Source organism: Promicromonospora kroppenstedtii (assembly GCF_044389675.1).
Classification (GTDB): Bacteria; Actinomycetota; Actinomycetes; order Actinomycetales; family Cellulomonadaceae; genus Promicromonospora; species Promicromonospora kroppenstedtii.
This window is the reverse complement of the sequence record NZ_JBIRYI010000015.1, coordinates 62171-88712: the sequence shown is the minus strand read 5'-3', so window position 1 is coordinate 88712 and position 26542 is coordinate 62171. Positions and strand designations below refer to the sequence as shown.

28 protein-coding genes are annotated in these 26542 nt (G+C 72.5%); 11 read left to right on the top strand and 17 right to left on the bottom strand.

Annotated elements, in window-relative coordinates; translation table 11 throughout:
- Positions 1-79: 79 nt before the first annotated feature.
- The 7 genes from ACH47X_RS21870 to ACH47X_RS21840 all read left to right on the top strand — a co-directional run bounded on the left by ACH47X_RS21870 (position 80) and on the right by ACH47X_RS21840 (position 5074).
- On the top strand, positions 80-508 hold the full coding sequence (locus tag ACH47X_RS21870) for a GNAT family N-acetyltransferase (protein WP_036961341.1): 429 nt from the start codon (positions 80-82) through the stop codon (positions 506-508).
- Complete coding sequence (locus ACH47X_RS21865) at positions 505-846, top strand: hypothetical protein (RefSeq protein WP_397406905.1); 342 nt, start codon at positions 505-507, stop codon at positions 844-846. Before ACH47X_RS21870 ends, ACH47X_RS21865 begins: the two co-directional genes overlap by 4 nt.
- The gene (locus tag ACH47X_RS21860; protein ID WP_397406903.1) at positions 843-1379 is read left to right on the top strand and encodes an isochorismatase family protein; all 537 of its coding nucleotides are present in this window, start codon (positions 843-845) and stop codon (positions 1377-1379) included. The genes ACH47X_RS21865 and ACH47X_RS21860 overlap by 4 nt, the downstream gene beginning before the upstream one ends.
- A 219-nt stretch (positions 1380-1598) precedes the next feature.
- Positions 1599-2792 carry an MFS transporter gene (locus ACH47X_RS21855; RefSeq protein ID WP_397406901.1) on the top strand — a complete coding sequence of 398 codons (1194 nt, stop codon included), beginning with the start codon at positions 1599-1601 and terminating at the stop codon, positions 2790-2792.
- A gap of 190 nt (positions 2793-2982) precedes the next feature.
- A complete protein-coding gene (locus ACH47X_RS21850; RefSeq protein WP_397406899.1) occupies positions 2983-3666 on the top strand; it encodes a YceI family protein in 684 nt (227 codons plus the stop codon).
- 50 nt (positions 3667-3716) lie between these two features.
- Entirely contained in the window at positions 3717-4220 is a 504-nt protein-coding gene (locus ACH47X_RS21845; RefSeq protein WP_020013822.1) for a sigma-70 family RNA polymerase sigma factor, read from the top strand.
- Complete coding sequence (locus ACH47X_RS21840; RefSeq protein WP_397406897.1) at positions 4217-5074, top strand: anti-sigma factor family protein; 858 nt, start codon at positions 4217-4219, stop codon at positions 5072-5074. The genes ACH47X_RS21845 and ACH47X_RS21840 overlap by 4 nt, the downstream gene beginning before the upstream one ends.
- Here ACH47X_RS21840 and ACH47X_RS21835 read toward each other — a convergent pair.
- Entirely contained in the window at positions 5071-5940 is an 870-nt protein-coding gene (locus tag ACH47X_RS21835; RefSeq protein WP_397406895.1) for an endonuclease I family protein, read from the bottom strand. The two genes, ACH47X_RS21840 and ACH47X_RS21835, sit on opposite strands and share 4 nt — an antisense overlap.
- Before the next feature lie 223 nt (positions 5941-6163).
- Positions 6164-6949, bottom strand: a complete 786-nt coding sequence (locus ACH47X_RS21830) for an SDR family NAD(P)-dependent oxidoreductase (protein WP_397406893.1) — start codon at positions 6947-6949, stop codon at positions 6164-6166.
- A 66-nt stretch (positions 6950-7015) separates the two neighbouring features.
- On the opposite strand from ACH47X_RS21830, the gene ACH47X_RS21825 reads away from it, so the two are divergent.
- Positions 7016-7600: a TetR/AcrR family transcriptional regulator gene (locus ACH47X_RS21825; protein WP_397406891.1), complete on the top strand. Its 585-nt coding sequence runs from the start codon at positions 7016-7018 to the stop codon at positions 7598-7600.
- A gap of 52 nt (positions 7601-7652) precedes the next feature.
- Here ACH47X_RS21825 and ACH47X_RS21820 read toward each other — a convergent pair whose 3' ends face one another.
- From ACH47X_RS21820 to ACH47X_RS21780, 9 genes are all read right to left on the bottom strand, one after another.
- Positions 7653-9161, bottom strand: a complete 1509-nt coding sequence (locus tag ACH47X_RS21820; protein ID WP_397406889.1) for a sulfatase-like hydrolase/transferase — start codon at positions 9159-9161, stop codon at positions 7653-7655.
- 16 nt (positions 9162-9177) lie between these two features.
- On the bottom strand, positions 9178-10179 hold the full coding sequence (locus ACH47X_RS21815) for an aliphatic sulfonate ABC transporter substrate-binding protein (RefSeq protein WP_397406887.1): 1002 nt from the start codon (positions 10177-10179) through the stop codon (positions 9178-9180).
- A gap of 8 nt (positions 10180-10187) precedes the next feature.
- The gene (locus ACH47X_RS21810; RefSeq protein WP_397406886.1) at positions 10188-11006 is read right to left on the bottom strand and encodes an ABC transporter ATP-binding protein; all 819 of its coding nucleotides are present in this window, start codon (positions 11004-11006) and stop codon (positions 10188-10190) included.
- Positions 11003-11815, bottom strand: coding sequence for an ABC transporter permease (locus tag ACH47X_RS21805; protein WP_397406885.1), 813 nt, complete (start codon positions 11813-11815; stop codon positions 11003-11005). The genes ACH47X_RS21810 and ACH47X_RS21805 overlap by 4 nt, the downstream gene beginning before the upstream one ends.
- Positions 11812-13086 carry an ROK family transcriptional regulator gene (locus ACH47X_RS21800; protein ID WP_397406883.1) on the bottom strand — a complete coding sequence of 425 codons (1275 nt, stop codon included), beginning with the start codon at positions 13084-13086 and terminating at the stop codon, positions 11812-11814. The genes ACH47X_RS21805 and ACH47X_RS21800 overlap by 4 nt, the downstream gene beginning before the upstream one ends.
- Positions 13087-13263: 177 nt before the next feature.
- A complete protein-coding gene (locus tag ACH47X_RS21795) occupies positions 13264-13566 on the bottom strand; it encodes a hypothetical protein (protein ID WP_397406881.1) in 303 nt (100 codons plus the stop codon).
- A gap of 180 nt (positions 13567-13746) precedes the next feature.
- Positions 13747-14583, bottom strand: a complete 837-nt coding sequence (locus ACH47X_RS21790; protein WP_397406879.1) for a carbohydrate ABC transporter permease — start codon at positions 14581-14583, stop codon at positions 13747-13749.
- A 2-nt stretch (positions 14584-14585) separates the two neighbouring features.
- Positions 14586-15533: a carbohydrate ABC transporter permease gene (locus tag ACH47X_RS21785; RefSeq protein ID WP_036961306.1), complete on the bottom strand. Its 948-nt coding sequence runs from the start codon at positions 15531-15533 to the stop codon at positions 14586-14588.
- Positions 15530-16879, bottom strand: coding sequence for an ABC transporter substrate-binding protein (locus ACH47X_RS21780; protein WP_449582188.1), 1350 nt, complete (start codon positions 16877-16879; stop codon positions 15530-15532). The genes ACH47X_RS21785 and ACH47X_RS21780 overlap by 4 nt, the downstream gene beginning before the upstream one ends.
- A 201-nt stretch (positions 16880-17080) precedes the next feature.
- Between ACH47X_RS21780 and ACH47X_RS21775 the strand changes: the two genes are divergently transcribed.
- Positions 17081-18013 carry a sugar-binding transcriptional regulator gene (locus tag ACH47X_RS21775; protein WP_397406875.1) on the top strand — a complete coding sequence of 311 codons (933 nt, stop codon included), beginning with the start codon at positions 17081-17083 and terminating at the stop codon, positions 18011-18013.
- Positions 18014-18047: 34 nt separating this feature from the next.
- Here the strand turns inward: ACH47X_RS21775 and ACH47X_RS21770 are convergent, their stop codons facing one another.
- Together ACH47X_RS21770 and ACH47X_RS21765 are read right to left on the bottom strand one after the other, a co-directional pair.
- Positions 18048-19544, bottom strand: a complete 1497-nt coding sequence (locus ACH47X_RS21770; protein ID WP_397406873.1) for a mannitol dehydrogenase family protein — start codon at positions 19542-19544, stop codon at positions 18048-18050.
- A gap of 112 nt (positions 19545-19656) precedes the next feature.
- Positions 19657-20511 (bottom strand): SDR family NAD(P)-dependent oxidoreductase, encoded by an 855-nt coding sequence (locus ACH47X_RS21765; protein ID WP_397406871.1) that lies wholly within the window; start codon positions 20509-20511, stop codon positions 19657-19659.
- 59 nt (positions 20512-20570) lie between these two features.
- Between ACH47X_RS21765 and ACH47X_RS21760 the strand changes: the two genes are divergently transcribed.
- On the top strand, positions 20571-21236 hold the full coding sequence (locus tag ACH47X_RS21760) for a TetR family transcriptional regulator (RefSeq protein ID WP_397406869.1): 666 nt from the start codon (positions 20571-20573) through the stop codon (positions 21234-21236).
- A gap of 16 nt (positions 21237-21252) precedes the next feature.
- Here the strand turns inward: ACH47X_RS21760 and ACH47X_RS21755 are convergent, their stop codons facing one another.
- Positions 21253-22203 carry a helix-turn-helix transcriptional regulator gene (locus ACH47X_RS21755; RefSeq protein WP_397406867.1) on the bottom strand — a complete coding sequence of 317 codons (951 nt, stop codon included), beginning with the start codon at positions 22201-22203 and terminating at the stop codon, positions 21253-21255.
- A gap of 90 nt (positions 22204-22293) precedes the next feature.
- Here ACH47X_RS21755 and ACH47X_RS21750 point away from each other — a divergent pair, with 90 nt between their 5' ends.
- Complete coding sequence (locus ACH47X_RS21750; RefSeq protein ID WP_397406865.1) at positions 22294-23439, top strand: epoxide hydrolase family protein; 1146 nt, start codon at positions 22294-22296, stop codon at positions 23437-23439.
- A gap of 82 nt (positions 23440-23521) precedes the next feature.
- On the opposite strand, the gene aztD is transcribed toward ACH47X_RS21750, so the two are convergent.
- The 3 genes from aztD to ACH47X_RS21735 all read right to left on the bottom strand — a co-directional run bounded on the left by aztD (position 23522) and on the right by ACH47X_RS21735 (position 26521).
- Positions 23522-24796: a zinc metallochaperone AztD gene (aztD, locus tag ACH47X_RS21745; RefSeq protein WP_397406864.1), complete on the bottom strand. Its 1275-nt coding sequence runs from the start codon at positions 24794-24796 to the stop codon at positions 23522-23524.
- A 449-nt stretch (positions 24797-25245) separates the two neighbouring features.
- A complete protein-coding gene (locus tag ACH47X_RS21740) occupies positions 25246-25872 on the bottom strand; it encodes a DUF6518 family protein (protein WP_397406862.1) in 627 nt (208 codons plus the stop codon).
- A gap of 142 nt (positions 25873-26014) precedes the next feature.
- A complete protein-coding gene (locus tag ACH47X_RS21735) occupies positions 26015-26521 on the bottom strand; it encodes a hypothetical protein (protein ID WP_397406860.1) in 507 nt (168 codons plus the stop codon).
- Positions 26522-26542 lie beyond the last annotated feature (21 nt).

Genomic DNA, 26542 nt, shown 5'->3' with positions numbered 1-26542 from the left:
GGTCCCGGTCAGGTCCGTGTTCGCGGTCTCGATCACGCCGGCGCAGGGACCACCCCGCCCGAGTGCATAGGGTGCTCACATGAGCGACGTCCCCTACGTCCTGGTCCCGACCGCCCCCAGCGTCGACGAGTACCTGCACCTGCGCTCGGCCGCCGGCCTGTCCCCCAGGTCCGCCGAGCAGGCCGCGCCCGTGCTGACCGCGAGCTGGGCCTTCTGCCACGTCCGCGAGGCCGCGACGGACCGCGCCGTCGCCATGGGGCGCACGCTCGGCGACGGCGGCTGGTACTTCCACATCGCCGACATCGCGACCCTGCCCGAGCACCGGAGCCGGGGCCTGGGCCGCCGGGTCATGAACTGGCTCCTGGACCAGATCGCGGACCGCGCCCCCGCCGGGGCCTACATCACGCTCAACGCGGACGAGCCGGGCCGGCCCCTGTACCGCAGCCTGGGCTTCGTCGAGACGGCGCCGGCGAGCATCGCGATGCGCCTGGCGCGGCGCGAGCCATGACGTCCAAGCCCCGCAGCCGCACGCCCTGGGTCGTCATCGGCGCCCTCGTGGCGATCGTCGGCCTGCTGGTCGCGCTCGGCGCCTCGCTGTCCGACACCGCCCAGGACCGCTGGGCCTGGCGCCTCGCCGACCTGGACCGCAACGAGCTGCACCTCTCACCGCACCCCGACGCGATCGAGGACGGAACGGTGGTCCAGGAGTCCGCCGGTGACGTGGTGGTCGAGTACTCCCGCGAGGTCCAGGACTGGACGGGGCATCCCACCGGGGACGCCGACACCGTCTGCTACCGCTTTCCCCTCGCCGATCCCGACAGTTTCAAGGAGGTCTCCTGCCCGTGACCACCGCCGTCCTCCTGATCGATCTCCAGGCCGACGTCGTCCGCGGCTGCTTCGACGCCGACGGCGTCGTCGCCCGTTCCGCCGCCCTCGCGGACCGGGCCCGCGCCGCCGGGACGCCCGTCGTCTGGGTGCAGCACCACGAGCCCGGGCTGGAGCGGGACACGCCGGGCTGGGCCCTCGCGGACGGGCTGGCCCGCCGCCCCGACGAGCCGCTGGTGCACAAGGCCTACCGCGACTCGTTCGCCGAGACCGACCTGGGCGACGTGCTCACCGGGCTCGGCGCCACGCGGCTGGTCGTGGCCGGTGCGCAGTCCGACTTCTGCGTGCGCACCACGACGCAGCGGGCCGCCGCGCTCGGCTACGACGTGACGCTCGTGGGCGACGCGCACACCACCACCGACACCGAGTGGGACGGCGTGCCGATCACCGGCGAGCAGATCGTGGCCCACACCAACATGTACTTCTCCGGGCTGCGGTACCCGGGCGGCACGTTCGGCGTGGCGCGGCACGACGAGGTTCCGCTGGGCGGCTGACCCTGCTAGCGTCCCTGGCAGTCGTCCGGGTCCGCATCGGCCCGGGCACATCGTTCGACTACCGCCCGGTGTCGGGGGCGGCGGCAGGGGCGCGTGTCCCGTCCCACCGCAGCCCAGGATGCCCCCAGGCGGGCCACGGGTCGCACCTCAGCACTTCGCAGCACCAGGCGCCGGCGACCCCGGGTGGCCCGTCCCGCCGGACGGCGACGAAGGACACCCATGTCTGCTGCCACCGGCGGCTATCGCGCACTGCTGCGCGCGCCCGGCGCCGCCGCCTTCTTCATCGGCGCCACCTCCGGCCGGGTCGGCATCGCCATGACGGGCCTCGGCCTGGTCTGGCTGCTGCACGACCGCACCGGCTCCTACGCGACGGCCGGCCTGGCCACCGCAGCGTTCGCCCTCGCGGAGGCGCTCGTGGGCCCGCACCTGGCCCGGCTGGTCGACCGGTTCGGCCAGACCCGCACGCTCCCGCTCTACCTGGTCGCGCACGGCTGCGCCGTCGCCGTCGTCCTGCTGTCGACGACGCCGGCCGCCGCGGTGGTCGCCGCGGCCTGCGCGGGCGCGGCGGTGCCCCAGCTCGGCGCCCTGTCCGCCGCCCGCTGGGCGCACCTGCTGCGCGGCACACGGGACGACGACCTGCCCACCGCGTTCTCCCTGGAGTCCCTCGCGAACGCCACGAGCTTCCTGCTCGGGCCGGTGCTGGTCACGGCGCTGGGCGCGACGGGGCACTCCACGGCGGCCAGCCTCCTGGCGACCGGGCTGATCCTCAGCGGTGGCACCGCCCTGGCGCTCCAGCGCCGCACGGCCCCGCCGCCGCACCCGCACGGCGAGCACGCCGGCGCCGGGGGCACCGCGCGCTCCGCCCTGCTCGCGCCGACGTTCCTGCTGCTGGCTCTGCTCAACCTCGCGATCGGCCTGTACTTCGGCACCATGGGCGTGGCGGTCACGGCGTTCGCCGTCGGGCACGGTACGCCCGGGGCGGCGGCGCCGATCATCGCCGCCGGGAGCCTGGCCGGGCTCGCCTCCGGCTGGCTGTACGGCCGACGACGGCGCGGCACCCCGGCCCGCGTGCAGCTCGTGGCCGTCACCGCCTACCTGACGGCGACGGCGGCGCTGCTGCCGTTCGCGCCGTCAGCGGCCTGGCTCGGCGCGGCCCTGGTGCTCACGGAGGCCGCCGTGCCGCCGACGCTGGTGCTGCTCACCGTGCTGACCGAGCGGTCGGTGCGGCCGTCCGTGCTCACCCAGGCGTTCACCTGGAACAACTCCGCGAGCGCCGCGGGCTCGGCGCTGGCGGCGTCGCTCGCGGGCCGGGCGGCCGACGCGTGGGGCGCGCCGGCCGCCCTCGCGCAGGCGCCGGTGGCGGGGCTGCTGCTCGTCGGGCTCGCCGTCGCCCTGCTCCGGGTGCGGCGATGAGGTGTCATTCTCGGCCCCGCCGGGGATGAGATCGGTCGGCTGTCTTGAGACCGGTCCGACGACTGACCGCTCTCGATGCAGGGGACCGAAGTCGATGAGTTCGGTCGTCTGATTGAACCGATCCGCCATTTCGCCCGTAGTACCGGGCAGAGGCTGATATCCGGTCGGCCTGCGACGAGAGGGGCGGAACGTGCGCAGAGGGACCAAGGTGGCGGTGGGCGTCGGCGCGGCGGTGGTCGTGGTGGGCGCGGCGGCCTGGATCTGGGGGCCGGGCCTGTACGCGGACCGCGCGAACGAAGCGGCGGCGGAGGCACCGAGCCTGTCGACGTCAGCGGCCCCGCTGCCCGACGCCGGGGCCGCGGCCGGCACGTGGACCGTGACCGACGGGTCCTTCGCGGGCTACCGCGTCGACGAGGTGCTCCAGGGCGAGGACGTGACGGTGACCGGGCGCACCGAGGACGTCACCGGTTCGGTCACCGTGGCGGACGGCGCGATCACGGCCGCCGACATCGAGGTGGACATCGCGAGCGTGGCCACGGACGAGGCCAACCGCGACGCGTACTTCCGCGACAACGCGATGGAGGTCGGGCAGTTCCCGACGGCGACGTTCACGCTCACCGAGCCAGCTCCGATCGAGGAGGGCGCCACGTCCGTCGCGCTGACCGGCGAGCTCACCGTGCACGGCGTCACGCAGCCGGCCACGGTCGACGCCGAGGTGGCGGGCGACCCGACCAGCGGCGACCCCGTGCAGGTGGTGGGCAGCGTGCCCGTCACGTTCGAGGACTTCGGCGTCGAGGCGCCGGACCTGGGGTTCGTGACGGTGGAGGATGAGGGCAGCATCGAGTTCTCGCTGCAGCTGGCCCCGGGCCAATGACGCGGTAGCCGGACCGGACGGGTAACGAGAGCACACGGAAGGAGCCGCTCGTGGGTGCCGAGGACGAGCTCCTCGAGGCGGTGCACGACACGCACGCCGACGCGCTGTACCGGTACGTCGTGCGCCGCACGGGCGACGAGGAGGAGGCGCGCGACGTGGTGCAGGAGACCCTGCTGCGCGCCTGGCGGCACCCCGAGGTGCTCGAACGTTCCGAGGACTCGGTGCGCGCCTGGCTGTTCACGGTGGCGCGCAACCTCACGGTGGACCACCTCCGCAGCGCCCGGCGCACCCGCGAGCACCCCACCGGGCACGTGCCCGACCGGGAGGGTCGCGACACGACCCAGGCCGTGCTGGACTCGTGGCTTGTCGCCGACGCGCTGCTGTCGCTCTCGCCGCCGCACCGCGCGGTGGTGGTGGGCGCGTACTACGGCGGCCGCTCGGTGGCCGAGCTCTCGGCCGAGCTGGGCGTCCCGGCGGGGACGGTCAAGTCCCGCCTGCACTACGGCCTGCGGGCGCTGCGGTTGGCGCTGCAGGAGAAAGGAGTCACGGCATGATCCCGGCGGGGACAGGAGACGGCGACGAGTTCGCCGAGTGGGACGCGGCCTACGTGCTCGGCGCCCTGAGCCCGAGCGACCGGCGCGCCTACGAGCGGCACCTGGCCGGGTGCGCCGCATGCCGCTCCGCCGTGGCCGAGCTCGCGGGCCTGCCGGGTCTGCTCGGCACCATCAGCCCCGCGCACGCGCGGGCGCTGACCGAGGACGACGCCGGGCCGGGTGAGCCCACGGACGGCGGTGCGCCCCGCGGCACGGTCGGCGTCGGTGCGCGGACGGCCGACGACGGCGGCCCGTCTCCCGCCGTCCGCGCACCGGTGATCCCGCTCGCTCCGCTGGCCCGCGCCGCCCGCCGCTCCCGGTTCCGGCGCCGCGCACTGGGCGCCGTGGCCGCGAGCGCCCTGGTGGTCGCCGGGGCGGTGGGTGGTTCGGTGCTCACCGGAGGGAGCCTGTCCGGCACGCCGGACGGCGGTGCCCCGTCGCTGAGCACACCCCCCGGAAGCACGGCCCCCGAGACCCGGACCATCGAGCTGCGGCCCGTCGACGGCGCCGACATGCGGGCCGAGGTGGTGGCGACGCCCACCACTTGGGGCACCAAGTTCAGGTGGAGCTGCCACTACCCGCCCGACCCGGGGCAGCAGCCGCCCGAGAGCGCCTATGTCCCGCAGGAGCCGATCAGGTACGAACTGGTGCTCGTGGGGCGGGACGGCGCGCGGACGGTCGCGGCCACGTGGTCGTGGTCGGGCGGCGAGACGACGGGCCTGGACGCGTCGACGGCGGTGTCCCTCACGGAGATGGACCGCATCGAGATCACGCTCGGTGGGCACGAGGAGGCGCTGGCGACCGCCACGCTCTAGCCCCAGATGGCGTCAGCCCACTCCGGGTGGTCGATGAACGGGTTCCGGTTGTGCTGGAACTGCTCGTAGATGACGTCGTTCCGGTTGGCCTCGAACGCCGACACCGGGTCGGCGTCGTTCCACTCCAGCAGCGTGGAGAGCTTGCCGTGGTACGGCGCCGAGCCGTTGTTCACGGCGTCGTTGGGCTCCAGGTCGGCGAAGCTGTCCTCGCCCTCCCAGCGCACGGCCATGTACAGGATCATCCGCGCGACGTCGCCCTTGACCTCGTCGCGGGGCTCGAACGAGTCGGAGTCGGTGTAGTTGCCGGGTGCGCTGGAGACCGCGCTGCCGCCCTCGTCGAAGTCCTTGTTGCCGCGGATGCTGTTGACCTGGACGTCGGTGGGGCGCAGGTGGTGCAGGTCGGTGCCGGGCCCGGTGGCCGTGCCGAAGTCGCCGTGCGACTTGGCCCAGACGTGCTCGCGGTTCCAGTCGCCGACGTCGCCGCCGTTCAGGTTCTTGGCCCGCGACTCGCCCGTGTACAGGAGGATCACGTTGTCCGGGTTCGCCGGGTCCTCGTCGCTGGCCATCAGGCCGTCCCACACCTCGCTGTACGTCACCGAGTCACTCACGCTGATGATGTCGTTCAGCTCGGCCTTGAGCGCCTCACCCGTCAGGCCCTCGGCGCTGTCGTAGTAGCCGGCGGGGACGTCGGACGCCACGACGTCGTCGGACTCCGTGCCGGCCACCGCGCCGTCCTGCGCGACCGCGCCCGGCGCCGCGACCAGCACCCCGGCGGCGACCGCCAGGGCCGACAGCCCGCTCCCCCAGACCCGTCCGAGGGCCCCTGCCCGCCCGAGACCCCGTGCCCGCCCGAGACGTGTGCGCATCGCCGACCTCCGTGTGCGTCCGCCCGCGACCCCCTGCGGGCCCCGGTGCCGCCTCCACACTCCCACGCCAGGACCGTGACCTGTCGTGCCATCAGTAAACTTTGGGTGAAATCTACTGACAATGGGTTCTTTCATCCGATCTCGGACCATGCATTTGCTGCCAGATCCAGCGTCATGCTGGCAGCAGGTGCATGGTCGGCACTTCGGGGGCAGGCCGCCGGAATCAGGAGGCGACGACCGCCACGCCCGTGCGGCCGCCGTCGACGTCGAGCACGGTGCCGTGCACGAACTTCGCGTCGTCCGAGGCCAGGTAGACCACCGCGGCGCCGATCGCGTCCGGGTGCCCGGGGGCACCCGCCGGGGTGCCCACCGTCATGTTCTCCGAGAAAGAGACGGCCGGGTCCAGGTCGGGCGGGCGGACGACGCCCGGCGAGACGGCGTTGACGCGCACGCCCTGCGACCCGAGCTCGGCGGCCCACGACCGGGTCAGCGACTCCATCGCGGCCTTGGTCGAGGCGTAGGCGCCGCCCGACGGCGCGGCGAGCCGGGCGACCCACGAGCCCAGGTTGACGATCGCGCCGCCGCCGTCGGCCACCATGCGCGGCGCCACGGCCTGCGTGAGGAAGTACGGGGCCTTGACGTTCACGGCGTAGAGCCGGTCGAGGGACTCGGCGTCGGTGTCGGCCAGCGTCGGGGCCGAGCGGTAGATGCCGGCGTTGTTGACCAGCACGTCGATCCGCCCTCCGAGCGTGTCCGCCGCCGCGGCCGCGAGCGCCTGGCTGGCCTCCGGCGTACCGTCCAGGTCGGCGCGGACGAAGTCGGCCTTGCCGCCGTCGGCCCGGATGCCGGCGACGACGGCTTCGCCGCGCTCCTGGTCCCGCCCCGAGACGACGACGTGCGCGCCCTCCGCGGCGAGCGCCTGGGCGATCGCGCGGCCGATGTTGCTGGTGGACCCGGTCACGAGGGCGGTCCGGCCCTCCAGTCGCTGTGCGACGACTCCCTGTGTCATGCCCGCAACGCTAGGAACCCATTTTTGGACTAGCAAGTCCAGAAGAACGCTCGTACCGTCAGGGGCGTGAAGCTCACCCCGAAGGGCCAGGCGACCCGCCAGCGCATCATCGAGGGCGCCGCCGAGTACCTGCGCGGCAACGCGCCGGGCGCCGTCACGCTGGACGACGTCGGCGCGGTGACGCGCACGAGCAAGGGCCAGATCTTCCACTACTTCCCGGACGGCAAGGAGGGGCTGCTGCTCGCCGTCGCACGGCACGAGGCGGACGGCGTGCTGACCGACCAGGAGCCGCACCTCAGCGCGCTCGACTCGTGGGAGTCGTGGATCGCGTGGCGCGACGCCGTGGTCGCCCGGTACCAGGCCCAGGGCCGGCACTGCCCGCTCGGCGCGCTGATGGACCAGATGTCGGGCTCGCCGGGCACCGCCGAGGTGATCACGGAGCTGCTGGCGCAGTGGCAGCGGGCGATCCGCGCCGGGGTCGTCTCGATGCAGGCGAGCGGCCAGGTGCGCGCGGAGCTGGACCCCGACCGGACCGCGGCGGCCTTCGTCGCCGGGATCCAGGGCGGGGTCCAGGTGCTGCGCGCCACGGGCCGGTCCGACCAGCTCGAGGCGGCGTTCGACCTCGTGCTCGACTACCTGCGCGGGGCGTGACCGCGGCCGGCCACACGCAGCCGCCCTTCCAGCCGCCCGCCCCGCCGCCCGCTCAGCGTGCCGCGTACGTCGTCTCGTCCAGGCCCGACTGGGTCGGGTCGTGGTCCACCTCGCCGACGTCGTACATCGTGGTCATCCAGTGGTAGAAGTTGTCGCCACGGTCCCGGAGGAGCCGGTACAGCCGCCCCATCATGCGCCGCCGCACGTCCGCCACGCCGGCGTCCTCGTAGACGTTGGTCAGCTCGTCCGGGTCGGTGCGCAGGTCGTAGAGCTCGTTGACCGAGTCGGGGTTGACCACCAGCTTGTACCGGTCCTCCCGCAGCATGCGCTGCGGGTAGGGGAAGTGGTGCCCGTGGAACTCGCACACGATGTCCTGCTGCCACTCGACGTCCTCGCCCCGGGCCAGCGGGAGCAGGCTACGCGAGTCGACTGCGGGCGCCGGGTCGATCCCGGCCAGCTCCAGGATCGTGGCCGTGCAGTCCAGCAGGCTCACGAACTCGGTGCGGACCTGGCCCACCGGGCCGCCCGGGACCCGCAGCAGGCCGGGCGTGCGGTAGATGTCCTCGTACATCGCCGGACCCTTGTCGTGCAGCCGGTGCGCACCGGTGAACTCGCCGTGGTCGCACGTGAAGAACACCGCGGTGTCGTCCACGAGCCCCAGCCGCTCCAGCGCCTCCATGACACGACCGATCTGCTGGTCGATGAGCGTCACGTACCCCCAGTAGACCGCGATGAGCTTGCGCGTCACCTCGATCGGCATGGTGTCGAACGTCCAGTGCGCGCTGTAGTTGGCCTGCACGGGCGGCTTGCCCTCGAACGTCTCCGCGATCGAGGCGGGCAGCTCGACGTCGGCCGGGTCGAACAGGTCGAAGTACTCGTCCGGCACGATGTAGGGCAGGTGCGGCCCGAAGAAGCTCAGCTCCAGGAAGAAGGGCCGCTCCCCCGACCGGAAGTCGTCCGCGTACCGTTCCAGCAGCTCGATGGTGCGCGTGGCCAGGTAGTGCTCGAACGTGGCCTCGACCGGCTGGTGCAGCCGGGCCGCCAGCAGGTTTCCGGGGCCGCCGTTGGGCAGCGTGCCGCGCACACGGTCGCTGATCTCGTACGGCGGCAGGTCGTGCTCCGCCAGGTAGGCCAGGTAGTCGGGGTTGTCGACCGGGTTGTGCCAGCCGGGCAGGTCCGGCCCGTCGAACCCGAACGACGCCGCGTTCTTCTCCGTGCCCGCGTGCCACTTGCCGACCAGGCCCGTGTTGTACCCGCGCTCGCGCAGCGCCTCCACGAAGGTGAAGGTGCCCTCGGCCAGGTCCTCCTGGTAGCCCACGTTGCGCTCGTGGTTGGCCAGCACCTGGTGCCGGAACGGCGCCTGCCCGGTGAGCAGGCTCGCGCGCGACGGCGTGCAGATCGCCGTCGGCGTGTACCAGCGGTCGAACCGTGTGCCGGACGCCGCCAGGCCGTCCAGCACCGGCGTGGCCGCGCGCGGGTTGCCGTAGGCGCCCAGCGTGTCGGCCCGGTGCTGGTCGGTCATCAGGAACAGGACGTTCTTGGCCCCCGCTGCAGCACTCACTGCGTCACCCACCGGGTCACTCACCCGCCTTGACGAACTGGTCGCCCAGGTAGAACTCGCCCGGGTCCACGGCCTCCGGGAGCTGCCCCGCACCGACGAAGTAGTCCTGCATCCCGGTCAGCCACGTGTCGGTGGTGCCGTCCTGGGTCAGCGCGTCGATCTCGGCGGCGTCGAGCACCTGCACGTTCGCGGCGTCCGCCTCGACGTCGGCCTCCGGGAGGTCGTTGAAGTCGGCCGTGAGCGCGATCGCCTCGTCCATGTGCTCGGCGCGGTAGGCCATGGCCTCGCGCAGCACCTTGAGCACGGCGTCGACCTTCTCGGGGTCCTCGGCCACCACGTCGTTACCGGCCACGAAGGCCGTCGGGAACGCGACGGTCTCCTCGAAGTCGGTGTTCTGGGCCAGCTCCACGAGGTCGGGCACCTGCTTCTTGACCGTCGCGAGCGCCGGGTACCAGAAGCCGGCGGCGTCGACCTGCCCGGAGGAGAGCGCGGCCACGATCGCCGGCGGCTCCATGGGCACCAGCTCGACGTCCTCCTTGGTCATGCCGGCCTCCTGCAGGGCGAGCGTGAGGATCATGTCGCCCGAGGTGCCCTCCGGCACGGCGACGGTCCTGCCCCTCAGGTCCTCGACGGAGTCGATGCCGGGCTGCGCCACCACGCGGTCGGCGCGGCCGAGCGTGTTCAGCGCGACCACCTTGGCCTCCCCGGAGGCGGGCAGCCAGAACGCACCGGGCCCGATGTACCCGAAGTCGAGGTCGCCCGTGCCGAGCGCCTGGATCTGCAGGGGCCCGTTCGTGAACGACGACGTGGTGGCGTCGATGCCGTGCTCCGCCCAGAGCCCCTGGTCCTCGGCGATGGCCAGCAGGCTGGTGCCGTTGAAGTCGGGGATGTAGCCGAAGTCGACCTCGATCGTGGCGTCCTCGCCGCCGGCGCCACCGTCGGCGGAGCAGGCGCCGAGGGACAGCACGAGGGCGAGGCCGGCCGCGGCCGCACCGAGAGTTCTCCTGGAGATTCGCATGGGGGTCCTCAGTTCTTGGTCTGGATCTGGGTCTGGGTCTGGGTCTGGTGGTACACGGCGCGCCACACGCGGTTGCGCAGCTCGGCGAACTCGGGGCTGAGCCGCACCTCCTCGGTGCGGGGGTACGGCAGGTTCACGTCGATCACCTCGTGGATGCGGCCCGGCCGGGCGGCCATGACCACCACGCGGCCGGCGAGGAACACGGCCTCGTCCACGTCGTGCGTGATGAACAGGACGGTGCGCTTCTCGGTGCTCCACGTGTCCAGGAGCTGCTCCTGCAGCCGCACCCGGGTCAGGGCGTCCAGCGCCCCGAAGGGCTCGTCCATCAGCAGGATCGACGGGTTGACGGCGTAGGCGCGGGCGATGGCGCACCGCTGCTTCATGCCGCCCGACAGCGTCTTGGGCAGCGCGTCCGCGAACTGCTCCAGGCCCACCAGGCGCACGTAGTGCTCGGCGCGCTCGCGCCGCTCGGCGGCGGGCAGTCCGGCCACCTTGAGGCCGAACTCGACGTTCTTGCGCACCGTGAGCCACGGGAACAGCGCGTACTGCTGGAAGATGACGCCGCGCTCGGGGCCGGGGCCGGTCACGCCCGCGCCGTCCACGAGCACCTGACCCGACGTCGGCGTCTCCAGGCCCGCGACGATGTTCATCAGGGTGGACTTGCCGCAGCCCGAGGGGCCCACGACGGTGACGAACTCGTTGTCGGCCACGTCCAGGGAGACGCCGTCGAGCGCGACGAACTCCTCGTCCTTGAGGGCGAACGTCTTGCGGGTCTCCCGCACGGAGATCTTGGCGGTGCTCGTCAGGGTGGAGGTGTCGGTGCTCATCGTCGTTCCTGCCATCCGGTCAGCCGGGTCTCCGCGAGCAGCAGCAGCCGGTCCATCACGAGGCCGAGCACGCCGATGGCGACGATGGAGACGAAGATCGTCGCGAGGTCGTAGTAGGTCTGGGCCTGCTGCATGCGGAACCCGAGGCCCGCCTGCGCCGCCAGCAGCTCGGCGGCCACGAGGGTGGCCCACGCCGAGCCGAGGCCCACGCGCATGCCCACGAGGATGAACGGCGAGGACGCCGGCACCACGACGCGCAGGAAGATCGTGCCGTCCTTGGCGCCGAGCACCCGGGCCGCGTTGATGAGCGTCCGGTCCACGCTGACGACACCCTGGTACGTCGAGATGACGCAGGCCAGGAACGCGGCGAGGAAGATGACGAACACCTTGGGCAGCTCGCCGATGCCCATCAGCACCAGCACGAGCGGCAGCAGCGCCAGCGGCGGGATGGTGCGGAAGAACTGGATCCACGGCTCGAACAGGCCGCGGGCCGGTACGTACCAGCCCATGAGGAACCCGACCGGGATCGCGGCGGCCGAGCCGAGCAGGAAGCCGGCCAGGACGCGGGCGAGGCTGGCCAGCAGGTCCTCGGCCAGGGTTCCGCTCGCAGCGAGCTCGATGCCCTTGGCCAGCACCTCGGGCGGCGTCGGGAGCTGGAGGCCGGTCAGGGCCAGCACCCACCAGATCCCGATGCCACCCACGATCGAGACGGCGTTCAGGGTCAGCAGCGTGGCGTGCTTGCCCGCCCGGCGGCGGGGTGGTGAACCGTTCCTCGCCGGGGTGGGGGCCGACACGGTCGACGTGGTCACAGGGCTCTCCTCGGGCGTGCGTGCGGGGGTGCGGGTATCGGGGTGCGCAGGGTTCCGCGCAGGTCCTCGCGCCCGTCGGCGGCCTCGGGCTGGGGGTAGCCGACCAGGAGCGGGGAGAGATGGAAGGCGGCGGCCAGGGCGCCCAGCGCCCCGTCGGTGTCACGCAGCCGGCCGGCCCGGACGACGACGGGCTCGTCCGTGGGCAGCGGGTGCAGCTCGTAGCGCAGCGTGGCGGCGGCCTGCTCGACGATCACGGGCGCGACGTGCACGATCTCGCCGCCGATCACGATCTCGTCGGGGTCAAGGGTCAGGGCCGCCATGCCGAGCACGCGCCCGACGGCGGCGCCGACCTCGCGCAGCACGCCCTCCACCACCGGGTCGCTCGTGGCCACGACGGCGGCGAGATCGTCGAGCGTGCTCACCTCGACGCCCTGGGCGCGGCACGCCGCGAGCACCGCCGGGGCCGACGCCACGGTCTCCAGGCAGCCGCGCTTGCCGCAGCGGCACCGGCTGCCCGCGGGATCCACTGACACGTGCCCGAGCTCGCCGGCGAACCCGTGCGCCCCGGTGCCGATCCGGCCGCAGACCACCAGTCCGCCGCCCACGCCGTCCGACAGCCGCACGTACAGGAGGTCGGTCGTGTTCTCGGGCTGGGACACCGCCTCCGCGAGCGCCGCCAGGCGCGTGTTGTTGTCGACGACGACGGGCGCGCCGAACCGCTCGGCGAACGCGCCGTGCACGTCGTGCGGGGCGGAGCGGCGCGCCCAGGAGACCTGCTTGCCGTCGACGCGCCACCCGCCGTACGGGCCGACAACGCCGATGCCGACCGCCTGGAGCTCGCCGAAGTGCAGGCCGTGCTCCTTCGCGAGCCGGTCGACCAGCCGGAAGGCTCGGTCGAGGCGTTCGGTCCACGGGGTGTCGTCGTCGTAGTGCTCGACGCCGGACGCGACGGTCTCGCGCGCGGCGTCGGCCACGGCGGCGCGGACCCGGCGGTGGCCGAAGTCGACGCCGAGATACTGGCCCGAGCCCGGGTCGAGCGCGAGCCGTTCGGCGGGCCGGCCGCTGCCGCGCCGCGTGGCGGCGTCGGTGTCGACCACGACGACGGCGCCGCGGCGCAGCAGCTCGGCCGTGGTCTCGGACAGGGTGGTGCGGGACAGGCCCACGCGCCGGGCGAGCTCGGCGCGGCTCAGGGGCCCGTCCCGCAGCGCGGCCACCACGCGGCTCTCGTGGGCCCGCCGTGCGGCGCTGCCCGGTGGTGTCGTCGTCGACATGCTGGCGACCATAAGGACCCCCGAATTTTTCCGTCAACGACCCGGCAGAAAACACGACCAATTCCGTCGGAATCAATCAGAACCCGCCCCCCACCCCTCGTTGAGTGCTGGGTATTTGTTGCCTGACGGCCGAGAAATCGACAAATATCCAGCACTCAGCGAAGCGGGGTGGGCTGGTCAGGGCAGCGCGTACGTGCGGACGTAGTCGAACGTCGCCGTCGCACCCGCCGTGTTCATCGAGACCAGGCCGATCCGTGGGGCACGGTCGTCGGGCAGGGTCCAGACGCCGCCCCACCGCCAGGTCTCACCGTCGGTGCTGGACGCCATGCGCACCTCGTACTCGTCGTTCGCCGCGTCCCGGTGCACGGCGAGCCGCAGCCACGTGGTCTCCCCCGGGGCCGCGCCGAACATCGGGGCGCTGTACGCGGCGGCCGGCGGCGTGCTGGTCAGCCGGGCGGCCTCCTTGGTGAACTCGACCATCTGCGCCGCGCTGCCGGGCTTGCGCGAACGAACGCGGAGTTTTTCCGGCAAGTACCCGACAGAAAAAGTAGGACTCTCGCCGGCGCCGACGGAAGGTGCGCTTCTACCCAGCGATTGGGCCCAGAACTCACGTGAGTTCTGGGCCCAATCGCTGGGTAGAAGCGCACCCCAAACCGGCAGCTATTTGATGGCGCCCATCGAGAGGCCCCGGACCAGCTGCTTCTGCGCGATCCAGCCCGCCAGGATCACCGGCAGCGACGCCAGCAGCGCCGCCGCGCACAGCCGCGCCAGGAACAGCCCCTCGCTCGTCATGGTCGACACGATGAGCACGGGCACCGTCGCCGCCCGCGAGGCGGTGAGGTTCAGGGCGAAGAAGAACTCGTTCCACGAGAAGATCACGCAGATCAGCGCCGTCGCGGCGATGCCGGGAGCCACCATCGGGATGAGCACCGACCGCAGGGTCCGCATCAGCCCGGCGCCGTCGACGGACGCCGCCTCCAGCACCTCCCCGGGCACCTCCAGGAAGAACGAGCGCATCATCCACACCGCGATGGGCAGGTTCATCGCGGTGTACAGGACCACCAGGGTCCAGATGTTGTCGAGCACCTTGAGCTGCCCGGCCACCACGTAGATCGGCACGATGACGGCCACCACCGGCAGCATCTTGGTCGAGATGAAGAAGAACAGCACGTCGCTGACCTTCTCCACCGGCCGGATCGACAGCGCGTACGCCGCCGGGATGCCCAGCAGCAGCACCAGCACCGTCGAGACGCCGGTCGCGATGGCCGAGTTGGCCACGTAGACGCCGGAACCGCCCTCGATCACGGCGCGGAACTGGTCGAGCGTCGGCGTGAAGAACCACGTGGGCGGGTCGGACGCCGCCTGGTTCTCCTGCTTGAACGCCGTGGCGGCCATCCAGGCCACCGGGAAGAAGAAGGCGAGCGCCAGCAACCAGGTCAGCGTGGTGAGCACGCCACCGGTGGTGCGACAGCGGTACGCACGCGTCGTGTCGGACATGCTCACTCCTTGACCTCGAAGCTGCGGAAGATGAGGCGCAGCGCGGCCGAGGCCACGATGATCGTGGCGATCACGACGACGACGCCCATGGCGGCGGCCTGCCCGATGTCGAAGCCCAGGAACGCGCGCTGGTAGATGTAGAACGGCAGGTTGGCGCTGGCGGTACCGGGCCCGCCCGCCGTCATGAGGTAGATCTGGTCGAACGTGTTGACCACGTAGATGACGCCGAGCAGCACGCCCAGCTCGATGTACCGGCGCAGGTGCGGCAGCGTGATCGAGCGGAAGGTGCGCCACGGGCCGGCGCCGTCGACCGACGCGGCCTCCAGCACGTCCTTGGCCTGGGCCTGGAGGCCGGCGAGCACGAGCAGCATCATGAACGGCGTCCACTGCCAGACCAGCGCCATCAGGATGGCGATGATCGGGTAGGTCGACGTCCAGTCGACCGCCTCGATGCCGAACAGCCCGAGCGTCCAGTTCAGCAGGCCGTAGGTGGGGTTGAGCAGCGCGACGGACCACAGGACCGACGTCGCCACCGGCATCACCAGGAACGGTGTGATGAGCATGGTGCGGGCCACGCCCCGGCCGAGGAAGGGCCGGTCCAGCAGCAGCGCCAGCACGATGCCGAGCACCATCGCCACGAGCACGCAGCCGAGCGTGATGACCACGGAGTTCAGCGCCGTCTGGCGGAACGTCGAGTCCTGGGCGATGTCCACGTAGTTGGACAGGCCCACGAAGATGTCCTCGCCGGGCCGCAGCAGGTTCTGCCCGCGCAGCGAGTACCAGATGGTCACCAGGAACGGCAGCTGCGTGACGATCACGGTGAAGATCAGCGCGGGCAGGAGCGGGCCGCGGCGACGCCACCCCTCGGCCTTGCTGATCGTGCGCTCCGCCGCGGCGGCGCGGGCGGCCCGGCGCGAGCCTTCGAGCCGGTCGATGGTCGAGGTGCTCATTGCCCCTCCTGGGCCCGGTAGGTCTCCGCCACGGTTTCGGCGTAGCGCTGGGACTGTGCGATGGCCTCGTCCACGGTCACCTGGCCGGCGATGGCCGCGGACATCTGCTGGCCCACGCGGGTGCCGAGGTCCTGGAACTCGGGGATGCCCACGAACTGGATGCCCGGGTAGGGCACGGGGTGGGTCATCGCGGACTCCTGGGTGGCCCCGTTCATCGACTCCAGGGTCGCGTCGGCGTACGCCGCCGAGACCTCGGCATACTCGGGGATCTCGTAGGTGGACAGCCGGCTGCCCGGGGGCACCCGCTCCCAGCCGATCTCCTCGCCGACGGTCCTGATGTACTCCTTGTTCGTCATCCAGGAGACGAAGTCCCAGGCGGCGTCCTTGTGCTCGCTGGTGGACGGGATGGCGAGCGACCAGCTGTACAGCCAGCCCGCCGTACCGGTCTCGGCCACGGGCGCGGGCGCGTAGCCCACCTTGCCCGCCACCGTGGACGACGCCGGGTCCTCGATGGAGGACACCATCGACGTCGCGTCGTACCACATGGCCGACTGGCCCTGGGCGAACCGGGTGAGGCAGTCGCCGAACCCGGACGTCGCGGCGCCGGGCTGGCCGGAGGTCCGCACGGTGTCGATGTAGGTCTCGATGGCCTCGCGGCTCTCGGGCGAGTCGAGGGTGGCGTTCCAGTCCTCGTCGAACCAGCCGCCGCCGAACGTGTTGATCGCGGTGCTCATGGGCGCCATGACCTCGCCCCAGCCGGCCAGGCCACGCAGGCAGATGCCCGAGAAGTCCGCGGCGGGCTCGTTCAGCTCCGCGGCCAGCTCCCGCACCTCGTCCCAGGTCGGGTTGGCGGGCATCTCCAGCCCCGCCTCCTCGAACAGGTCGGCGCGGTAGGCCAGGAACGACGACTCGCCGTAGAACGGCACGGAGTACATGTCCCCGTCGCTCGACAGGGCCTCACGGACGCTCGGGACGAAGTCCTCGGCGTCGTACCCCTCGGTGTCGTCGATGTACGGCTGGAGATTCTCGATCCAGCCGTTCTCGGCCCACATCGGCGTCTCGTAGTTGGAGATCATGACGACGTCGAACTCGCCGCCGCCGGTCGCCACGGACGCCGTGATCTTGGCGCGGGCCTCGTTCTCCGGCAGCGACACGAACCGCACGTCCACGCCCGGGTGGGCGGCGCGGAACTCGTCCTGCAGAGAGATCGCGTCCTGCATCTGCGGGTTGGACACGATCGCCACGACGATCTGCTCGCCCTCGCCGCCGGCCACGGCGCCCGCCCCGGCACAGCCGGACAGGGCCAGCGCGACGGTGGCCGTCGCCGCCACGGCGGTCGCCCTCACCGAAGCACCCGGCGCCGACTTACCCCTCGGAGGTCGGAACATCCTCGTCCTCTCCTGCGGCATCTCCGCCACGCTCATTTGAGAAATTGAAACTGCTCATCTGCATCCGCAGAGTAGTTGGGTATGCTCAGGTGAGCAAGGCCCCCCGCTCAGAAGTCGCTCGATCAGCCCCGCCGCCGCCTGCGGGAGTGAGGAACGCAGGTGACCCAGAACGACTCGAACCTCATGGTCGAGGTGAGCACCGACTACTACCTCGACGGCAAGTCCAAGGTGGAGATCGCGCGCGACCGCGGCATCTCCCGCTTCCAGGTCGCCCGCCTGCTCGCGCAGGCCCGCGAGCAGGGCGTGGTGCGCATCGAGATCACCGCACCCCAGGTCGACGGCGAGCGCGGCGCCCGGCTGGCCGCCCGCCTCGGCGCGAGCGAGATCCTGATCGCGCCCAGCGGCCAGGACCCCACCGCGACGCGCGAGCACGTCGCCGTCGAGCTGGCGCGCGCCGCCCGGGAGCACATCACCGAGGGCTCCACCGTCGGCATCTCGTGGTCGCGCACGGTCGAGGCCGCGGTGCGGCACATCGGGCAGCTCCCCCACTGCGACGTCGTCCAGCTCGTGGGCGCGCTGCCCGTGGAGGGCAGCGGCAACTCGCTGGCCCTGATCACCACGTTCGCGCAGATGCCCGGCGTGCGCACCTGGCCCGTGTGGTCGCCGCTCCTGGTGGCCGACGCCGCCACCGCCGCCGGCCTGCGCCGGCAGCCGGAGATCGCCGACGCACTCTCGCGGGCCGACCGCCTGGACGTCGCCGTCGTCGCGATCGGCCACTGGTCGGAGCGCAGCTCGACCGTGTTCCCGCAGATCAGCACCGAGGAGCAGCAGGCCGCCACGGCGGCAGGCGCCATCGCCGAGTGTTCTGGCCGCCTGTTCGACGCCGCGGGCCGGCCGGTGCGGACCAGCCTCGACGAGCGGGTCGTCGGCGTCACGCTGGAGCAGCTCGTCGCCACGCCACGCGTCATCGCCATCGGCTACGGCTCCGCCGTCGCGCCCGGCCTGCTGGCCGCGGTGAACGGCGGCGTCGCCGACACCCTGGTGGTCGACGACGCCGCCGCGACGGCCCTGGAGACAATCGTCCCGGGCTAGCCCTCCGCCGCGCGAGCCCGGGCCGCGAGGCAGGTCAGCCCCGGGCGACCAGGGCCTCGACCGTGGCGCGCGCACCGCGCTCGTGCAGGGACGCCAGCGCCGCCGAGTACTCGGCGGTGAACCGCTCGTCGTCGACCAGGTCGCCGAAGACCTCGCGGTCGCGCAGGAACGCCAGCGGGTCCTCCGCCTGCGCCAGGGCCGCGCGGTGCAGCCGGTCGGCGAGGCGGTCCACGATCTCGATGGGCTCGCCGGCCTCGTCCACCCCCTCGTCGTACCGGGCCCAGGACGCGACCACGAGCGCGGCGTGCTCGATCGGCCCGCCGTGCGCCAGATGGTGCCGGACCACCGGCAGCAGCCACTTCGGGATGCGGTCGGACGACTCGGCGCACAGCCGCGCGAGGGTGTCGGCCACGTGCGGGTTGGCGAACCGCTCGATCAGGGTGTGCTTGTAGGCGTCGAGGTCGATGCCCGGCACCGGCTCCAGCGTGGGCGTGCCCTCCCGGTCCATGTAGCCGAGCAGGAACCGGGCGAACACGTCCTGCCCGGCCACCTCGTGCGCGTACCGGTGCCCCGACAGGTAGCCGACGTAGCACAGGGCCTGGTGGCCGGCGTTGAGCAGGCGCAGCTTCATCAGCTCGTACGGCTCGACGTCGGCCACCACCTGCACGCCGGCGTCCTCGAACGGGGGCCGCCCGGCGGGGAAGCTGTCCTCCAGCGCCCACTGCTCGAAGGGCTCGGCCACGACGGGCCACGCGTCGTCGACGCCGAACCGCTCGGCGACCATGGCACGGTCGGCGTCCGTGGTGACGGGCGTGATGCGGTCGACCATGGAGCTCGGGAACGCGACGTTCTGCTCGATCCAGTCCGCCAGGTCGGCGTCCTTGGCCCGGGCGAAGGTGGTGAACGCCCGCTTGGCGACCTCGCCGTTGCCCTGGATGTTGTCGCAGCTCATCACGGTGAACGGCGGCACGCCCCGGTCCCGGCGGCGGCGCAGGGCCTCGGTGACCAGCCCGAACGTCGTGGCGGGGACGGCGCCGCCGGCCAGGTCGGCGGCGACCGCCGGGTCGGCGAGGTCGAACTCGCCGGTCACGTGGTGGATGTTGTAACCGCCCTCGGTGACGGTCAGCGAGACGATCCGGACCTCGGGCGAGGCCATCTTCTCCAGCACCGCCTCCGGGTCGTCGGGAGCGAGCAGGTACTCCTTGATCGACCCGATCACGCGCGCCTCCAGGCGCCCGTCCGGGTGCTTGAGCACCAGGGTGTACAGGCCGTCCTGGGCGGCCAGCGCGTCGCGCATGCGGGCGTCGCCGGGCAGTACCCCGACGCCGCAGATCGCCCAGTCGAGCGCCTTGCCCTCGGCCATCAGCCGGTCGAGGTACATCGCCTGGTGCGCGCGGTGGAAGCCACCCACCCCGAGGTGGACGATCCCGGTGGTCAGCCGGGACCGGTCATAGGTGGGGACCGTGAGGTCCGCCCCGCTGGGCGCGGACGCCACCAGGCCACCCACGGTCTCCTCGTCGAGTGCCGTCATCGTGCTCCTCCGCCGCCCTTCCGACTCCGTTGAACAGCCGTCAGGCTAACAGATGAGCACGAGGACACTCACAGATGAGCAAGCACCTGCCGCGTCGAGCCCGCCTCCGGTGTTACGGCAGGGCGACCGGGAACGGCTCGCCGAAGTCGGCCGAGCGGCTGACCGCACTCCACAGCTGGTCCGACTCGAGCAGGCGACGGTCCTGGGCCACGGACATCTCGGTGGCGTTCACACCCAGCGGCAGGTGCTCGGGCACGTCGTCGCGCTTGGCCACGGCCACCAGGATCTGGGCGGCGCGGTCCGGGTCCCCGGCCGCGCCGGCCCCGGCCTGGCGCATCCGCGAGTTCATGGCACCGACGGTCGACTCGTACCCGGCGGGGGCGTCGTGCACGGTCATGGAGGCACCGGCCCAGTCGGTGCGGAACCCGCTGGGCTCCACGACGAGCACCTTGACGCCGAACGGCGCGGTCTCGGCGCGCAGCACCCGGCTGAAGCCGTCGATCGCGAACTTGGCGGCCTGGTAGGACGCGATGCCCGGCGAGCCGCCGACCCGCCCGCCCACCGACGAGAACTGGATCACGAGGCCGCCGCCCTGCTCGCGGAGCAGCGGGATCGCGGCCCGGGACACGTGGTAGACGCCCCAGAAGTTGGTCTCGAACTGGGTGCGGAAGTCGGCCTCGTCCCCGGTCTCGATCGGAGCCACGTTGGCGTAGCCCGCGTTGTTGACGATGACGTCGAGGCGCCCGAACCGGGACGCGGCCTCGGCGAGTGCCGCGCGGACGCCGGCCGGGTCGGTGACGTCGAGCCGGAGCGGGAGGATCCGCTCGCCGTACCGCGCCACGAGGTCGTCGAGCTGCTCGGGACGCCGGGCGGTGGCCGCCACCCGGTCGCCCGCGGCGAGCGCGGCGAGTGCGAGCGCGCGGCCGAAGCCACGCGAGGAACCGGTGATGAACCATGTCTGCTGCATGCTTTTAATAAAACACCGTTGCTCTAACTTGCGCAACCCTGTTGCGCTAAGATGTGAGCATGACGACACGGGACTTCCAGCGGGCCCGCTCCCCCGAGGCCAAGGCCGTCCGGGAGGCGGCCATCCTCGATGCCGCCCGCAGGCTCGGGGCCGAGCGGGGCATCCGCGAGGTCACACTGACCGACATCGCGTCCGCCGTGGACATGCACAAGTCCGCGATGCTGCGGTACTTCGAGACGCGGGAGGAGATCTTCCTGCGGCTCACCGCTGAGGGCTGGCGGGACTGGGCACCGGACCTCGCCGAGCGGGTGGGCGCGGTCCAGCAGCCGGACGCCGACACCGTCGCCGCCGTGGTCGCCGCCACGCTGGCGGAGCGCGGCACGTTCTGCGACCTGCTCGCGCAGACGCCGCTGAACCTGGAGCGGAACGTGTCGGTGGAGAAGGTGCGGGAGTTCAAGCTCACCACGGGCGAGGGCCTGGGCCGGATCGTCCCCGCGGTCCGCGCGGCCCTGCCCGGCCTCACCGAGCAGGACGGCATCGACCTGGTCGCGGCCGCGACATCCCTGGCCGGCACGTTCCACCAGATCGCGACACCGGGGCCGGAGGTCGCCGCGCTCTACCGGTCGGACCCGCGGCTGTCGCACGCCCTGGTCGACGTCGAGCCGCGACTGGCCCGGATCCTCGGGGCGCTGCTGCGCGGGATGATGGCGCGGGCCGGGCGGTAGCGGTAGGCGAGGGCGGTCAGCCCCGCACCGCTCGCTCGTACCGTCGGGACAGCACCTCCAGGTGGTCCAGCAGTCCCGGCGGCCCGGTCACGGTGAAGTCGAGGCCGAGCATGCCGATCCACACGGCCACCGTCTCGATGCTGTCCCCGCCGGTCACGAGCAGGCAGGACCCGTCGTCCCGCGGCTCCACCGTGCCCACGGCTGGATTGATCCGGTCGAGCACCTCGTGCGCCGGGGCGTGCACGACGATCCGCGTGTGCACCGCCCAGCCCGTCCGGGCCACCTCGCGCACCACGAACTCGGTCAGGTCGAACGGTGGCTCGACAGGCGTGAAGCGGCGCCCGCCGGGACGGCGCAGCTCCAGCCAGTCCACGCGGAACGGCTCCCAGCGCCCCGAGCCGACGTCCCGCCCCACGAGGTACCACCGGCGCTGCCACGCCACGAGCCGGACCGGTTCCACCTCCCGCGGCTCCTCGCGAAACCAGAAGCGCAGCCCCTGGTGGTCACGGATCGCCGCGGCCAGCTCGGTGAGCAGCGCCGGGTCGACGACGGGGTCCTCGACGTTGCTGTCGGTGTTCACCGGCCCGGTCTCCGTCGCATCGCGCAGCGCCGCGACCTGACGGCGCAGCCGGTCGGGCAGCACCTGCTCCAGCTTGCCGAGCGCGCGGGCGCTGGACTCCTCGATGCCCGCCACCGCGTTCGCGGCCCGCAGCCCGACGGCGATGGCCACCGCCTCCTCGTCGTCGAGAACGAGCGGGGGCAGCTTGCCGCCCACCCCCAGCCGGTAGCGGCCACCGGGGCCGCGCACCGAGTCCACCGGGTAGCCGAGGTCGCGCAGGCGCGCGACGTCGTTGCGCACCGTGCGGTCGGTGACGTCGAGGCGCGCGGCGAGCTCCGGCCCGGTCCACTCCGCACGAGACTGGAGCAGGCCCAGGAGGGCGAGCAACCGCCCCGCCGTCGTGGTCATCGCAGCTCCTCACCGGCATCTGAAAAGAGATCGGGCACTCGCCAGAATAGAGGAAAGAAGTGTTCCTGAACCCCTCATAGTGTCGGAGACATGAACACCAACGACACCAGCATCCGCCCCTTCCGCGTCGACATCCCCCAGGCCGACCTCGACGACCTGAACGACCGTCTCGCCCGCACCCGCTTCGCCCCCGCCGCGCCGGGCGACTCGTGGGACTACGGCACGCCGGAGTCGTACCTGCGCGAGTCGGTCGAGCAGTGGCGCGACGACTTCGACTGGCGCGCGGTCGAGCAGCGCCTCAACGCGTTCCCCCAGTTCCTCACCGAGATCGACGGCCAGACCGTCCACTTCCTGCACGTCCGATCGGCCGAGCCGGGTGCGCGGGCGCTGCTCCTGACCCACACCTACCCGGGCTCGGTGCTCGACTTCCTCGACATGATCGGCCCGCTCACCGACCCCGTCGCGCACGGCGGCAGCGCCGAGGACGCCTTTCACGTGGTGGTCCCGTCCATCCCCGGCTTCGGCTTCAGCACCCCGCTGGTCGAGCCGGCCGACGGAGGGAGCTGGACCATGGACCGCGCCGCCCGCACCCTGGACGCCCTGATGCGCCGGCTCGGCTACGAGTCCTACGGCACCCACGGCAGCGACGCGGGCGCCATGATCGGCCGCGAGCTGGCGGTGCTCGATCCCGAGGGCTTCCTCGGCGCGCACCTGCTCCAGCTCTTCTCGTTCCCGACGGGCGCCGACGGCGAGATGGACGGGTTCGGCCCCAAGGAGTTCGCGGCGCTGGAGCACCTGCAGTGGTTCCAGAGCGTGGGCGCCTACAACATGATGAACGGATCCCGCCCGCAGACCATCGCCGCCGCGCTCAGCGACTCGCCGGTCGGGCAGCTCGCCTACAACGAGCTGTTCGAGAGCTTCGGCAACGGCACGAGCCTGGTCTCCCGCGAGCAGGTCCTGGCTCAGGTCACCCTGTACTGGCTGACCAACACGTCCGCGACGTCGGCGCGGTACCACTACACCGAGGCGCGGTCCGGCGCCGAGCCGGTGGTGAGCCAGGGGCGCATCGGCGTCGCCGTCTTCGCCGACGACTTCAAGACCATCCGGGCCTTCGCGGAGCGGGACAACGCCAACATCCAGCACTGGGCCGAGTACCCGACGGGCGGCCACTACGCGGCGATGGAGGTCCCGGACCAGCTCGTCGCGGACATCCGCACGTTCTTCGCCCGCCCCTGACCCCCGCAACGCGTTGAGTGCTGGCTATTTGCGCCTCCCGGGGCTCGGGAGGCGCAAATAGCCAGCACTCAACGCGTTGTGGTCAGTGGGTGTGGGCCTCGCCGCCCGTGACACCGTTCAGCTCGTTCGGGGTCACGCCCAGCTCGGCGGACTTCCAGACCTCACCCGTCTCGACGTCGACCGCGTGGATCGAGTCGTTCGCCGGGTCGGTCACGTACACCGAGCCGTCCAGCGTGAGGATCGCGGGCCGCGGCTCCTGCCACTCGACCGGCTCCTCCCACTCGTCGATGACCGGGATCGACGTGGTCAGCTCGCCCGACTCCGGGTCGATCACGTGGACCTGGCCGTCCGTGCCGAGCACGAGCGCCTCCCCGTCGTCGCCCCGGGCGAGCGAACGGAAGGTGTAGGACGACGGCAGGTCGACCAGCTGGAGGTCGCCGCTGCGGGTGTCGATCAGCGAGACCTGCGTGGGACGCTCGAGCTCGGCGTCCTTGTCCTTCTTGTAGTCGCCCAGCACGACCGGCGACGCCTCGGTGCCGGCCTGGTTGCCGATACGGCCGTAGTCGTCGGGCGAAGTCACCTTGGTGATCTTGCCGTCCGCGTAGACGACGGCGCCGTCCTCGCAGCCGATGACGACGGCCTCGTCGGCGGCCACGGCCTCGCCGTGCACCCCGGGGCACTCGTCGGAGGCGGCGATCTCCTTGTCGTCCCCGTCCAGCACCCGGATGCCGGTGCGTGCGTCCTCGGTACCCTCGGAGACCACCAGGGTGTCGTCGGTCAGCTCGACGGCCACACCGTGGTGGGCCGACGGCGTCGTGTACTCACGGGCAGCCGCGTCCGCTTCGGCCGCGTGGGCCGAGTCGAGCACACGCACCAGGCCGGTACCGTCGTCGAACAGGGCGGTGCGACCCTCGTGCACAACGACGTGACCGGGCTCGGAGGCCTCGTAGGTCACGTCCGTGAGGATCGGGTCGGCGGTCCAGTAGTGGGAGTGGTCCCCGTGGGCCTCGGCCCAGGAGCCCAGGTCGAGGGCCTGGAAGCCGCCGGTCGTCGAGACCATGAGGTGCCGCTCGTCGCCCGCCGGATTGAGGCGGGTGAAGCCCTCCAGCTCGATCTCGCCCACGGTCTCGAGGCTCATCGCGTCCAGCACCAGGACGCCGCCGTCATAGGTGACCGCGAGGCGCGGCGTGCGCGCCTGGGCCTCGGTGGCCTCCGGCGACTCGTGGTCGTGCGCGTCGGCCGAGGCCGACGCCGACTCGGAGCCGGCCGGGTCGCCCTCGGCCGCACAGGCCGCGAGCAGGACGAGGGACAGTGCCGCGCCGAGGCCGGCGGCCGCGCGGGTGGGTTGATTTCTCATCGTCGGTGGGGCGGTCGGGGCCGCCCACTCCTTCCATCTAGAATGACAATCATTCTCGTTACCGAGGAGGAGTCAACCAGAAGTGAGAACGATTCTCAAACAGCCTCCCGCGCGCTGGCCGTGCGGTGACCAGGAGCGGGCCCGGACAGCACCAAGCCGCCAGGCCCGCGCGCAAGGCGTGCGCTCCCGCGGCGCCGGGCGCGCGGCCCCGCCGTCGGGCGCGCGGCCTCGCCGTCAGCCGCGCACCGTCCCGTCGCCCCGCGCCACGAACCCCGCGACCCGCGTGTCGTCGCTCCCGAGGTCCTGTTCAGACCACGAGCTCCTGCCCGCGGGAATGGGCTTGAAACGTTGCAACATCGTGGCTTGAACAGAACCTCGGAGTCGGCCAGCGGTAACGGCAGCGACATCCTCGGTGCGCCACACACCGGGCGTCCGGCCGCGACCAAGTACTAGGAGAGGCTGGAGTAGGCGACGTAGAAGGTCGCGGCGACCAGCGCCGTCCCGCCGGCCGCGAGCGCCACGGGCACGACGCCGCGCACGCGGCGGATCAGCATGCCGGTGAGCAGCGCGAGGCCCGCGACGCCGATGAGCGTCCAGTAGACCGGGCTGGTCGTCTCCCGGATGATCGTCAGCCCGTAGACGGCCTCGCCGACGCCGATGCCCGCGAGCAGGGCGGTGCCGAGCGCGGCGCGGGCTCCGGTCGCACGCAGCCAGGAGGCGGCGACGCCGACGAACGGGCCGGCCACGACGCCGACGAGGGAGAAGAGCACCGGGTCGTACACGTAGCCGCGCAGGTGGGCGGCCGCCGTGTACCCGAGCACGAGCAGCACGAAGCTCGCCGCGCCGAGCACGACGGACGGTGCCGTGCGCAACCGGGCGGCGTACACCAGCAGTGCCGTGAGCACCGTCCAGCCGCTGGCGGAGTTCGCGAAAGAGCTGAGGGGGCTCGGCAGGAAGCCCTGCGCGTACGACGTCAGGCCGCCGAGCAGAAAGCTGAGCACGAGCACGAGGCCGCACCGCACCAGGGGGTGGGCGACGGCGGTGGTGGCGAACGAGGCGCGGGCGACCGTGGGCATGCTCGGAAGCTACCCGGCCGGGTGGCCCGGCGGCATCGGACCCCAGGTGGATCCCGGGCGGCCTCGGGTCCACCCAGGGTCTGGGTCCCAGGTGACGCCGGCGCCTCCCACGCCGGCGCCTCCCACGGCGGCGCGCGGCGGCCTACCGTGAAGCGATGTCCCGGACCAGGGCGGGCGTCCGCCGTCGGCCGACGAGCGCGAACCACTCGGCGAGCGGGTAGGACAGCCGCACCACGAAGTAGTTGACGTACTCCAGAGCGCCGAACGCCCAGACGAGCAGGCACACCACCAGGGCGCCGCCGTCCGTGCCGGTCAGCAGCAGGCCCGCGAGGCAGGCCGCGAGCAGCACCGGGTCGAGCAGCCGGAATGCCCGGTAGACCAGGGCGAGGCCGTGCGGCATCCCGGCCCGCCCGGAGCCGGGCAGCCAGCCTCGCGCGGCGAGCCAGTAGGCGCTGCCCTGGAGCAGCACCACGAGCAGGGGCGCCATCGCCCACCACAGCGCCCGCCCGCCGGCGTCGCCGAGCCGGGCGGCGACCACGGGCTGGGCGACGACGAAGACCACCACCGCGGCCAGCTCACCCAGGCCGAGGCTCAGGTAGGTGCGGCGCAGCCCTGCGCTGCGGTGGCGGGTGCCGGCTCCGTCGGTCACCGGGCCAGCGTAGGGGCTGGT

Excerpts from the sequence above, each read along its gene's own strand:
- ACH47X_RS21870 (WP_036961341.1), top strand. The coding sequence starts at position 80 with ATGAGCGACGTCCCCTACGTCCTGGTCCCGACCGCCCCCAGCGTCGAC.
- ACH47X_RS21865 (WP_397406905.1), top strand. The coding sequence starts at position 505 with ATGACGTCCAAGCCCCGCAGCCGCACGCCCTGGGTCGTCATCGGCGCC.
- ACH47X_RS21855 (WP_397406901.1), top strand. The coding sequence starts at position 1,599 with ATGTCTGCTGCCACCGGCGGCTATCGCGCACTGCTGCGCGCGCCCGGC.
- ACH47X_RS21840 (WP_397406897.1), top strand. The coding sequence starts at position 4,217 with ATGATCCCGGCGGGGACAGGAGACGGCGACGAGTTCGCCGAGTGGGAC.
- ACH47X_RS21835 (WP_397406895.1), bottom strand. The coding sequence starts at position 5,940 with ATGCGCACACGTCTCGGGCGGGCACGGGGTCTCGGGCGGGCAGGGGCC.
- ACH47X_RS21830 (WP_397406893.1), bottom strand. The coding sequence starts at position 6,949 with ATGACACAGGGAGTCGTCGCACAGCGACTGGAGGGCCGGACCGCCCTC.
- ACH47X_RS21815 (WP_397406887.1), bottom strand. The coding sequence starts at position 10,179 with ATGCGAATCTCCAGGAGAACTCTCGGTGCGGCCGCGGCCGGCCTCGCC.
- ACH47X_RS21810 (WP_397406886.1), bottom strand. The coding sequence starts at position 11,006 with ATGAGCACCGACACCTCCACCCTGACGAGCACCGCCAAGATCTCCGTG.
- ACH47X_RS21800 (WP_397406883.1), bottom strand. The coding sequence starts at position 13,086 with ATGTCGACGACGACACCACCGGGCAGCGCCGCACGGCGGGCCCACGAG.
- ACH47X_RS21795 (WP_397406881.1), bottom strand. The coding sequence starts at position 13,566 with ATGGTCGAGTTCACCAAGGAGGCCGCCCGGCTGACCAGCACGCCGCCG.
- ACH47X_RS21790 (WP_397406879.1), bottom strand. The coding sequence starts at position 14,583 with ATGTCCGACACGACGCGTGCGTACCGCTGTCGCACCACCGGTGGCGTG.
- ACH47X_RS21785 (WP_036961306.1), bottom strand. The coding sequence starts at position 15,533 with ATGAGCACCTCGACCATCGACCGGCTCGAAGGCTCGCGCCGGGCCGCC.
- ACH47X_RS21770 (WP_397406873.1), bottom strand. The coding sequence starts at position 19,544 with ATGACGGCACTCGACGAGGAGACCGTGGGTGGCCTGGTGGCGTCCGCG.
- ACH47X_RS21765 (WP_397406871.1), bottom strand. The coding sequence starts at position 20,511 with ATGCAGCAGACATGGTTCATCACCGGTTCCTCGCGTGGCTTCGGCCGC.
- ACH47X_RS21760 (WP_397406869.1), top strand. The coding sequence starts at position 20,571 with ATGACGACACGGGACTTCCAGCGGGCCCGCTCCCCCGAGGCCAAGGCC.
- ACH47X_RS21755 (WP_397406867.1), bottom strand. The coding sequence starts at position 22,203 with ATGACCACGACGGCGGGGCGGTTGCTCGCCCTCCTGGGCCTGCTCCAG.
- ACH47X_RS21750 (WP_397406865.1), top strand. The coding sequence starts at position 22,294 with ATGAACACCAACGACACCAGCATCCGCCCCTTCCGCGTCGACATCCCC.
- aztD (WP_397406864.1), bottom strand. The coding sequence starts at position 24,796 with ATGAGAAATCAACCCACCCGCGCGGCCGCCGGCCTCGGCGCGGCACTG.
- ACH47X_RS21740 (WP_397406862.1), bottom strand. The coding sequence starts at position 25,872 with ATGCCCACGGTCGCCCGCGCCTCGTTCGCCACCACCGCCGTCGCCCAC.